The sequence below is a fragment of the Rhizobium sp. WCS2018Hpa-16 genome, from assembly GCF_031843705.1.
Classification (GTDB): Bacteria; Pseudomonadota; Alphaproteobacteria; order Rhizobiales; family Rhizobiaceae; genus Agrobacterium; species Agrobacterium tumefaciens_C.
In genome coordinates, this window is record NZ_JAVTIX010000001.1 from 752,392 (window position 1) to 763,011 (window position 10,620).

Here is a 10,620-nt window from a genome sequence, read left to right on the forward strand (position 1 = left end):
TTCCTCTGGAACTTCAGTGGTGGGGTAAGCGAGATCGATACCGGATGGTTCCCTGAGTGGAAAGCCGATCTCCGAAACGAGAAACGCCGCCCGAAAGGCTTCGGACGGCGTTGTGTTATCTGTCTGTCGCTACGATATTGCGCGGCTTAAATCAGCTGCAACCGCTTGTCGCGCCGCAAGTATCGCACTTCTCACATGTGCCGTTGCGCACCATGGTGAAGTTCTGGCACTCGCCGCACATGTTGCCGGTGTAGCCCTGAGCGATGGAGCGGATGCGGCGTTCGGCTTCCTTCTTTTTCGCTTCCGTCTTGGCAGATGCGGCGTCTGCTGCTGCCTTGTCGGAGAAGAGGGCGGTTGCGGCCTGTTCGGATTCTGTGGCGAGACCTTCTTCTACGATTTCGACGGCTTCCTTGGCACGCTCTTCATATTCGCGCTTGAAAGCGACGACTTCCGAGGTGGAGATCGCGACGGTTGGCTCTACCTTGCGGACCGTGTTGCCGGAGATCTGCGTGACCGTGCCGGAAGCACGCGCAGGGGCTGCCGTTGCTGAACCCTTCGGCTCAGACGAGGCGCGATCGGGGGTGTTGGAGACCAGAGTTGGCTTGTAACCACGTGTCCAGCCGGTGGAAACGAGGTTGGTCTTGCCTTCTTCAATGCCCTTGCCGAGTGCGGTCTGCGAGAAGTCCGACGTATCCACATGGGCCAGATCGTGACGGCCAAGGTAGGAGACGGCGAGTTCGCGGAACACGTAGTCGAGGATCGAGGTTGCGTTCTTGATCGCATCGTTGCCGATGACCATGCCGGCTGGCTCGAACTTGGTGAAGGTGAATGCCTCCACATATTCTTCCAGTGGTACGCCATATTGCAGGCCGAGCGAGATGGCGATGGCGAAGTTGTTCATCATCGCACGGAAAGCGGCGCCTTCCTTGTGCATATCGATGAAGATTTCGCCGATGCGGCCATCACCGAATTCGCCAGTGCGCAGGTAAACCTTGTGGCCACCGACGGCTGCCTTCTGGGTGTAACCCTGACGACGGTTCGGAAGCTTTTCACGCTCGCGGCTGACACGCTCGACAACACGCTCGATGATCTTTTCAGTGATGGTAACGGCCTGGGCTGCCTGTGGCTGGGCGATCAGATCTTCCAGCGCATCCTCATCATTGTCGTCTTCGACGAGCGAAGCGTTGAGAGGCTGAGACAGCTTGGAACCATCGCGGTAAAGCGCGTTGGCCTTCAAAGCCAGCTTCCAGGACAGCATGTAGGCTGCGCCGCAATCTTCCACCGTTGCATCATTCGGCATGTTGATGGTCTTGGAAATCGCACCCGAGATGAAGGGCTGCGCTGCCGCCATCATGCGGATGTGGCTTTCAACCGAGAGGTAACGCTTGCCGATCTTGCCGCATGGGTTGGCGCAATCGAAGACAGGCAGATGCTCGTCCTTGAGGAACGGTGCGCCTTCCAACGTCATCGCGCCGCAAACATGCACGTTGGCTGCTTCGATGTCCTTCTTGGCAAAGCCGAGATGCTCCAGCAGGTTGAAGCTCATGTCGGAGAGCTGCTCGTCGGAAACCTTCAGCGTTTCCTTGAGGAAGTCTGCACCGAGTGTCCACTGGTTGAAGACGAACTTGATGTCGAAGGCCGACTTCAGCGCGGCGTTGACAGTTTCGATCTTCTCATCGGTGAAGCCCTTGGCCTTCAACGTGGATGGGTTGACCGCCGGGGCCTGGTTGAGATTGCTGTGGCCGATTGCGTAAGCTTCGATTTCGGCAATCTGGCTTTCCGAATAGCCGAGCGAACGCAGCGATTCAGGAACGGCGCGGTTGATGATCTTGAAGTAGCCGCCACCGGCCAGCTTCTTGAACTTCACCAGCGCGAAGTCTGGCTCGATGCCGGTTGTATCGCAATCCATGACGAGGCCGATCGTGCCTGTTGGCGCGATAACGGTCGTCTGGGCGTTGCGGTAGCCGTTCTTTTCGCCAAGCTCCAGAGCCTTCTCCCATGCGGCAACCGCGTGGGTGATGAGGTCCTGGTCCGTGCAATCTGCATGGATGAGCGGAACAGGGTTTACCGACAGGCCTTCATAACCATAGGCCAGACCTTGGGCTGCGCGCTGATGGTTGCGCATGACGCGCAGCATGTTGTCACGGTTTGGTGCAAAGCCGGGGAAGGGGCCAAGCTCGCCAGCCATTTCGGCGGATGTTGCGTAGGAAACGCCCGTCATAATGGCGGTGAGAGCACCGGCAATCGCACGGCCTTCATCGCTATCGTAAGGAATGCCCGAGGACATCAGCAGGCCGCCGATGTTGGCATAGCCGAGGCCGAGTGTGCGGTATTCGTAAGAACGTTCGGCAATTTCCTTGGATGGGAACTGCGCCATCATCACCGAGACTTCGAGAACGACAGTCCACAGGCGAACAGCGTGTTCGTAATCGGCGATATCGATGTTCTTGGTCTTGGCGTCCTTGAACTGAAGCAGGTTCAGCGATGCAAGGTTGCAGGCTGTGTCATCCAGGAACATGTATTCCGAGCAAGGGTTGGATGCGCGGATGGGACCAGCCGCTGGCGATGTGTGCCAGTCGTTCATGGTGGTGTTGAAGTGCAGACCTGGGTCAGCCGATGCCCATGCAGCATGGGAAATCTTTTCCCAGAGGGCGCGTGCCTTCAGTGTCTTCATGACCTTGCCGTCCTTGCGGGCGGTGAGGTTCCAGTCGCCATCATCTTCCACGGCGCGCAGGAAGTCATCCTTCAGTGACACGGAGTTGTTGGAGTTCTGGCCCGAAACCGTGAGGTAGGCTTCCGAATCCCAATCGGTGTCGTAGGTCTTGAATTCGATTTCCTTGTAGCCCTGCTGGGCGAACTGGATGACGCGCTTGACGTAGTTCTCAGGAACCATGTCCTTCTTGGCAGCGCGGATTTCGCGCTTCAAGGCAGGGTTCTTGGCAGGGTCGAAGCAATCGCCACGGGTTGCTTCAGAGCCTGCTTCGCAATTGACGCAGGCCTTCATGATGGCCTTGAGGTGCTTGGCAACGATCTTGGAACCGGTAACGAGGGCAGCAACCTTCTGCTCTTCGTTCACCTTCCAGTCGATGTAGGCTTCGATATCTGGGTGATCGGCATCAACCACGACCATCTTGGCTGCACGACGGGTGGTGCCGCCGGACTTGATGGCGCCAGCTGCGCGGTCACCGATCTTGAGGAAGCTCATGAGGCCGGAGGAGCGACCGCCGCCAGACAGCTTTTCGCCTTCGCCACGCAGGTAGGAGAAGTTGGAGCCGGTGCCGGAGCCGTATTTGAAGAGGCGCGCTTCACGCACCCAAAGATCCATGATGCCGCCTTCATTGACCAGATCGTCTTCAACGGACTGGATAAAGCAGGCATGCGGCTGCGGGTGTTCGTAAGACGACTTTGACTTGGTCAGCTTGCCGGTGAAGGGGTCGACATAGAAGTGGCCCTGGCCGGGACCATCAATGCCATAGGCCCAATGCAGACCGGTGTTGAACCACTGTGGAGAGTTTGGCGCAACGCGCTGGGTGGCCAGCATGTAAGCCAGTTCATCCTTGAAGGCGGACGCATCTTCTTCCGAGGAGAAATACTTGCCCTTCCAGCCCCAGTAAGCCCATGTGCCAGCCAGACGATCGAAGACCTGACGCGCATCGATTTCAGAGCCGTAACGCTCACCTTCCGGAATATCCTTCATGGCCTTTTCATCGGCCACAGAACGCCAGAGGAAGGAAGGAACGTCGTTTTCCTCAACCTTCTTGAGGCGCGCAGGCACGCCGGCCTTGCGGAAATATTTCTGCGCCAGAACATCCGTCGCAACCTGAGAAAACTGCGCTGGAACGTCGATATCCGCCAGACGGAATACGATGGAGCCATCCGGGTTCTTGATCTCGCTAACCGCCTTTCGGAATTCAATCTCCGCATAGGGAGACTGGCCGGGCTTGGTGAAGCGGCGTTCGATGCGCATGTCTTAATCCTCGTCTTGGGGCGCCCTTGGCCAGGGCACAGAAATTCTCTCCAGCGTCGCGCCTCGTACGCGCCGCCGGTTCATGGCTCTCAGGTGAAACGTTCATCCTTGGATGTCGTTCCCTCTATATCATGGTGATTTCGGCTGCAAGCATACTATATGTAGTGTTAACAGTTTGCTATTGCCATATCCCGCATTTTGTCTTGGCAACACGTTTCCGCTCACAAACAGCCGATTGCGCTCCACCCACTTGTGGTAGGAACGCAAGACAAACGCGTGAACTGAAACTGGAAAGAACCTGTGGTGAGAAACCCGATTCCATTGCCGCCGCAACATGACCTTACATTGCGGGATATGAGGTGATTCCGTCAAGGCCTAGTTTGAAGGGCTTTGTTAACCACAAGATATTGTGTGGGGCTCCTGTGGAAAACGGGGAAAGAAAAAGGCATTATAAAATTCAGTAACTTGGATCGATTTTAACCATACCCGAACCGCCTTCCTCACGTTGCGGAATGCGACTTTTTGATTTTTTTGCGTAAAATTTCGGTGTTGTGTACAAGCAACAGGGGGGTGATTTCCACATCTTCCCACTTTGGTCTTGACGGGCCGCAAATGCTGCGCAGCAGACGCAAAAAAGCCGCCCGGAGGCGGCTTTGATGGAAAAATCGGCAGAGGAGGCGGCCTTAGCCGCGCGAGCCCTTTGCAATCGGTTCCTGATAGGTGAAGCCCAGATCCCAGGGGAAATAGATCCACGTATCCTGGCTGACTTCTGTGATGAAGGTGTCGATTGTTGGCACACCCTTGGGCTTTGCGTAAACGCAGGCGAAATGCGCCTTGGGCAACATCTCACGCACTTCGATTGCGGTCTTGCCCGTATCGGTCAGGTCGTCGACGACAAGAATGCCTTCGCCACCCTTTTCCAGCAGTTCGGGAGAGATGCCCTTGAGCAGCATCGTCTCGCCCTGATTGACATAATCATGGCGCGTCGCGATGCAGACGGTATCGATGAGGCGGATGTTCAGCTCACGCGAAATGATGGCTGCCGGTACGAGGCCACCCCGGGTGATGCAGACAATGGCGCTGAACTCCTGGTTCAGACCGGCAAGACGCCAGGCCAGAGCGCGGGCATCACGGTGAAATTGATCCCACGAGACGGGAAAGGCTTTATCGGGAAGGGACATGGGGCGTCTACCATCTGGTCAAAATTGTTGATGGCTTTGGCTAATAGCGGGAAGAAAGCCTGAAATGCAAGCACATCGCATCTGCCTTCAACCGCTTTCTCTCAAAGCCGCCTGAACTTTCAGCCATTGCTGCCCAGAAAAGTGCCGATGACGCGGTTGCGACCGGCATCCTTGGCTCGATAAAGCGCGCTATCGGCGCGGCGGAGCAACTGTTGCAGGCGCTCGCCGGGGCCTGCTTCCACCACGCCGAAGCTGCAGGTGATGCGACCTCGGGCCAGGGGATCGAGAAGGCACGTTTCAAAGGCGGTGCGCAGCCGCTCTGCAATGGCTACGGCATCCGTGCCCGATGTGCGGGGAAGGACGATGCAGAATTCCTCGCCGCCGATGCGGGAGGCCAGATCATATGGCCGCAGCGAATCCTTGACGATTTCCCCAACGATCATCAGCACCTTGTCTCCGACATCATGGCCGTAATCATCATTGATGAGCTTGAAGTTATCGAGGTCGAACAGAATGATGGACAGCGGATCGCCGGAACGGTCGGCCTGCGACTGCATGGCCGGGACCTGCTCGGTCAGCCAGCGGCGGTTTGCAAGCCCGGTCAGAAAATCCGTTGTGGCCTGATGCTTGAGCTGTTTGGTCAGTTCCTCGACCTGGATCAGCATGGATTGGGTGGCCTGCGTGACTATGGAAATCTCGTCCTTGCCAAGTGATTTCAGCTTCAGCAGGCTTTTATCCTGCGGATATCTCTCCAGCGCGCCTGCGAGATGATGCAGCGGACGAATGAAGCGCCAGAGCGCATAGAGGCAAAATGCGGTGCCCAGAAGGGTTGCGACGAGGATCAGGGTGAAGACCGGCACGGGGCCCGTATCCAGTCCGAACAGCAGAAAGAGGATCAAGGCAATCAGAGGAACGTGGACGCTCAGAAACGAAACGACGAAAATCTTCGCAATAAGGGATTGTCGAAAAGCTGGCATCAAGGGTCGTTTCTCAGTCGGCATTCTTCACCTTCTCTCGTTACGGGCGACGGGTACGTTATAGCAGCGCAAGCTAACACAACGAAAAGAAGCAATTCCGTGGCTTGCGGCATGTTTTTCCGGTTTGTCAGTGGTTTGCACAAGTCAAAGTGTCAAAACGCAAAGAGAACGGCGATTGGATCAGCTTTGTGTGAAAAATAGTTGAGATGATCGGCATCGTCTGATGGCGCAACTGCTCGGTCTCACCAAGGGCTAAAGCAGCCTTTGAATCGGCGTTGTGGTACGCAATCATTGTGCCTGTGGTGCAACCATTTTCACCCGATCCGTCGCTCACGGTCTGATCAATGCCGCTATTCAGAAAAAATAAGCCCCTGTTTTGAATAGGAAATCCTTATTTTGCAGGGCTTCTGGCGCGGTCTGTCATTTTTTTGTCAAAAGACGCATTTTCTCGCTTGCGATATCGAAAACCTCTGACTATAAGGGCGCCACACGACAAGTGTACGCGCCCTTCGTCTATCGGTTAGGACGACAGATTTTCATTCTGTAAAGAGGGGTTCGACTCCCCTAGGGCGTACCACTTGTGTGTATTTACCTCCCCACATGATTGAATATAGCATAAAACACGCATCGAAAAACGTGTGTTTTGTGGCCGATGAACTTTTCCATCATCTCTCGGGGTTGATTGTTTGCCCCATTCGCTGAAGCTTGCTCCGTGAAGAATCGGGAGGAGCTGTCCGTGAGCGTACCATTTTCCCTCGTCGGCATAGATCACGTCGTTCTGCTGGTGGATGACATGGACAAGGCCTTGCACTTCTATCACGAGGTTATGGGGTGCAGGCCGGGATATTCCTATCCAGCACTGGGCATGGAGCAGGTTTGGTGCGGGGCATCACTCATCGTTTTATGGGATATTACCCATCCAGGCGGACATAAGGCTGCCCCTCCGGTCGCAGGTGGTCGCAATGTCGATCACATCTGCATTGCCACAGGGCCATTCGAGCACAAGGCGCTACGTGCGCATCTGGAAAGCCATGGTGTGAAGATCGACCGCGAGGCCATGCATGGCGGCGCGCGCGGAATGGGCCACTCCTTCTATATACACGACCCCTTCGGCAACATGCTGGAAATCAAGGGACCGGCGGAATATCCCGACGGAAGAAACATCGCCACATTCCGGCAATGATGGGCACGGTAATGTGAGAGATGAACGTGCAACCTGGGCAATGGCGGGGCGTTGTTCCCCACCATCAATTTGGAGCATCGCAGCCATGAATCGTTTGTTGAGTTCGTTAAGCGCCGTCGTGGCGTTTTCCTGTCTTGGCGCAGGTCTTGTGCCTGAGGCGAAGGCGGAACCGTCAGTCGCGCAGGTAGACATGTCTCACTATCAGGGTAAATGGCTGGAAATCGGCCGGACGCCGATGTGGCTGACCGATGGCTGCGAAGCCGGTTTCACCATTTACAAGAAGGGTGCGGCGCCCAATCAGGTCATGGTTCAGGACGGTTGCCGCGAAGGTTCTCCGCAGGGCAAGCTCAAGACCATCGAGGGCCTGGGCACGCTGACGGATTCGAAGACGACCAAGGCCAAGCTGAAAGTTCGCTACCCGCTGTTGATCACCTTCGATTACTGGGTGCTCTACCAATCGCCGGATCGCAGCTGGTTCATCAGTGCCGACCCCAAGATGAAGAACCTCTGGATCTATTCGCGCACCGTGCCATCGAAACCGCTTCTCGCGCGCATGGTAAAAAAGGCCGGTGAATTGGGCTATGACACCAGCAAGCTGGAATTTCCCAAGTTCTGACATTGATCCGCTCATAATGAGAAATGCCCGCAGGTTTGCGGGCATTTTTTATTGCTCATCTGTGATTCAAGAAAATGCCCGCGATGAGGCGGGCATCTCTTTCCTTGATGTCACATCGCTTAAGCGATGACGGTTTCGCGGCGGCGTTCCGTATGGGCAGCGCCAATATTGCCACCGAAGAGAGCGGCAATTGCGCCAATCAACAGGGCGCCGAAGGCAACGTAGGATGCGGCAGAAACACCTGTCGCGGTTGCCTGTGCGGCTTCAGTTGCGGTTTTCTTTGCCTGTTCCATGGCTTGTTTGTACTGGTTTTCGTAATCCGTAACCTGCGTACGGGCCTGCTCTACGGGAATGTTCTGCGCACGGGCCAGCGCTTCGGCTGCACGGTTGCGTGCATCGGCGGCCTGAGACTGATCACCGGTCAAAGTGGCACGCATGGCGCTGACGGCTGCATCACGCAAGGCCTGTGGATCGTTGCCGCCGCTTGCTTCACGAATGCTCTGTTCGATGCTGGAGACAGGATCATTTGCGTTGGCGAGGGCAGGGGCCGCAGCCGTCGCTGCTGTTGCGACCGTGGAGCCTGCACCAGAGAAGACGCTTGTGACGCCGGTGAATGCACCGCCAACCAGCGCGCCAACCGATGTGCTGAGCAGATAAAACACAACAAGCGTTGTGACCGCCCAGGATGTGAGGCCGTGAAGTGCGCCGGTGGAGCGAACCACGCGACCGGACAGGCGGCTGGCGACATAAGCGCCGACGAAGGCTGCAATGATGCCGCTGACGATGACCCAGATGACCGAACCCATGGAGAGCGATGATGCGGTCGGCGTGTCATTTTGCGCTGGATCGATAACGCCAGCGCCGATGGCCAGACCCAGAAGGTTCAGCAAAAGGTGCAGGGAAAGTGCAATAGCAACACCGGCAAAGATGCTGCCCCAGGAAACATTGGCAATAGGTTCGCGGGATACAGGGGCGTGAACGCCTGCGGTTGTTGTTGCGTATCTGGTCTGATCAGTCATTTCGCTCTCCGGTAACGTAGCGCGGTTTTCGCGCCTGCTCAGAACGATGTCGTGATCTCTTTGTTCCTGAGTATTGTATGAAATACTAATTGAAATGGATTGGCGCTGTTGCGCGCCGGTCTTTCTTTTTACATGGGACGCGATAGTGACTGTTCATGCCAAGTCTGAACTGGCTGGAAGATCATCTGTTGAGTGGCTTTCTCAACCGTCCTGCGGCGTCCTGAATATATTGCCAGGCGACGCGGCCAGAGCGGCCACCGCGCGTCGTTGCCCATTCCAGCGCTTCGTGGTGGAGGGTGTCTTTCGGCAGCCCCAGGTCGAAATGGTCGGCATAGCCATCGATCATGGCAAGGTAGTCGTCCTGGCTGCACTTGTGGAAGCCGAGCCAGAGGCCGAAGCGATCCGAAAGGGAGACTTTTTCCTCAACCGCTTCAGACGGATTGATGGCGGTGGACTGCTCATTCTCCATCATGTGGCGTGGCAGCAGGTGGCGGCGGTTGGATGTTGCGTAAAACAGCACATTGTCAGGCCTGCCTTCAATGCCGCCATCAAGCGCTGCCTTGAGCGATTTATACGCCGTATCATCATGGTCGAAGGAAAGGTCGTCGCAGAAGAGAATGATGCGATGGTCTGCGCGCTTGAGAATGTCCATCAAGGCGGGAAGGGTGTGGATGTCTTCGCGGTGGACTTCCACGAGTTTCAGCGACACATCGCCCGCGGCCCTGACATCTTCGTGAACAGCTTTGACCAGCGATGATTTGCCCATGCCGCGTGCGCCCCACAGCAGCACATTGTTGGCGGCAAAGCCCTGAGCAAAGCGCAACGTGTTTTCGTGGAGAATATCGCGCACATGATCTACGCCGCGAATGAGTTGCAGGGCGATACGGTTTGGCCGTGCCACCGGCTGAAGCCAGCTGTTTGCGGGTATCCAGACGAAGCAATCAGCGCTGGACCAATCATTGACCGCTGGCGCGGGGCCTGCCAGACGCTCAACCGCAGCGGCCAGGCGACGCACTTCAGCCAGCAAGGCGAGGTTGGTTTCTTCCGGCGTCATCTCAACGTCTCCCGAATAATTGTTGTTGCGCAATCCACCATATGAGGACGGCATAACACTAGAATTTCTGCGGGGTAGCATGGTGTTTACCTTCTTGAAAGGTTATGAGGCGTGGAAACGGTACTGCGTATCGCCTGTGTCTGTTGCATTCCGGGCGATCACAACTATATTCCGGCGGCTTGAAAAGCCGGCCAGTGGCTAAGACTGCGCCCGAATAATCTGAGGAGTTCTTTATGTTCATTAGCCAAGCTTTTGCCCAGGATGCGGCAGGCGCACCATCTGCATTCGGGTCCGGCCTTGAAATGCTTTTCCTGTTCGCCCCACTCATGGTGGTCTGGTACTTCTTCCTGATCCGTCCACAGCGCGCGCAGTTGAAGAAGCGTCAGGAAACACTCACGGCCATTCGCCGTGGTGACCAGGTTGTTCTGGGCGGCGGCATCGTTGGCAAGGTAACCAAGGTTATCGACGACAACGAGCTGGAAGTCGAAATTGCCGAAGGCGTCAAGGTTCGCGCATCGCGCACCTACATCGCTGAAGTCCGCGTCAAGGGTGAGCCGGTCAAGACCGAAGCTCCTGCCAACGCAAAGTAAATGACAAGCAGGTTGCGGCATCCGCAACCTGGG

8 protein-coding genes and 1 tRNA gene are annotated in these 10,620 nt (G+C 56.3%); 4 read left to right on the top strand and 5 right to left on the bottom strand.

The window, feature by feature from the left end:
- Positions 1 to 151 precede the first annotated feature (151 nt).
- The 3 genes from RQI55_RS03810 to RQI55_RS03820 form a co-directional block, all read right to left on the bottom strand.
- Entirely contained in the window at positions 152 to 3,967 is a 3,816-nt protein-coding gene (locus RQI55_RS03810; protein ID WP_243255787.1) for a vitamin B12-dependent ribonucleotide reductase, read from the bottom strand.
- Positions 3,968 to 4,650: 683 nt separating this feature from the next.
- A complete protein-coding gene (gpt, locus tag RQI55_RS03815) occupies positions 4,651 to 5,148 on the bottom strand; it encodes a xanthine phosphoribosyltransferase (protein ID WP_042619272.1) in 498 nt (165 codons plus the stop codon).
- 119 nt (positions 5,149 to 5,267) lie between these two features.
- The gene (locus RQI55_RS03820; RefSeq protein ID WP_243255789.1) at positions 5,268 to 6,149 is read right to left on the bottom strand and encodes a GGDEF domain-containing protein; all 882 of its coding nucleotides are present in this window, start codon (positions 6,147 to 6,149) and stop codon (positions 5,268 to 5,270) included.
- Positions 6,150 to 6,627: 478 nt separating this feature from the next.
- Between RQI55_RS03820 and RQI55_RS03825 the strand changes: the two genes are divergently transcribed.
- The 3 genes from RQI55_RS03825 to RQI55_RS03835 all read left to right on the top strand — a co-directional run bounded on the left by RQI55_RS03825 (position 6,628) and on the right by RQI55_RS03835 (position 7,924).
- Positions 6,628 to 6,702, top strand: a tRNA-Glu gene (locus RQI55_RS03825).
- A gap of 159 nt (positions 6,703 to 6,861) precedes the next feature.
- Entirely contained in the window at positions 6,862 to 7,308 is a 447-nt protein-coding gene (locus RQI55_RS03830) for a VOC family protein (protein ID WP_243255790.1), read from the top strand.
- A gap of 85 nt (positions 7,309 to 7,393) precedes the next feature.
- Positions 7,394 to 7,924, top strand: a complete 531-nt coding sequence (locus RQI55_RS03835) for a lipocalin family protein (protein WP_042619274.1) — start codon at positions 7,394 to 7,396, stop codon at positions 7,922 to 7,924.
- 119 nt (positions 7,925 to 8,043) lie between these two features.
- Here the strand turns inward: RQI55_RS03835 and RQI55_RS03840 are convergent, their stop codons facing one another.
- Entirely contained in the window at positions 8,044 to 8,943 is a 900-nt protein-coding gene (locus RQI55_RS03840) for a PhnA-like protein (RefSeq protein ID WP_243255792.1), read from the bottom strand.
- A 181-nt stretch (positions 8,944 to 9,124) separates the two neighbouring features.
- On the bottom strand, positions 9,125 to 9,997 hold the full coding sequence (locus RQI55_RS03845) for an ATP-binding protein (protein WP_192066963.1): 873 nt from the start codon (positions 9,995 to 9,997) through the stop codon (positions 9,125 to 9,127).
- A gap of 233 nt (positions 9,998 to 10,230) precedes the next feature.
- On the opposite strand from RQI55_RS03845, the gene yajC reads away from it, so the two are divergent.
- Complete coding sequence (gene yajC, locus RQI55_RS03850; protein WP_042619276.1) at positions 10,231 to 10,587, top strand: preprotein translocase subunit YajC; 357 nt, start codon at positions 10,231 to 10,233, stop codon at positions 10,585 to 10,587.
- The last annotated feature ends 33 nt before the right edge of the window (positions 10,588 to 10,620 follow it).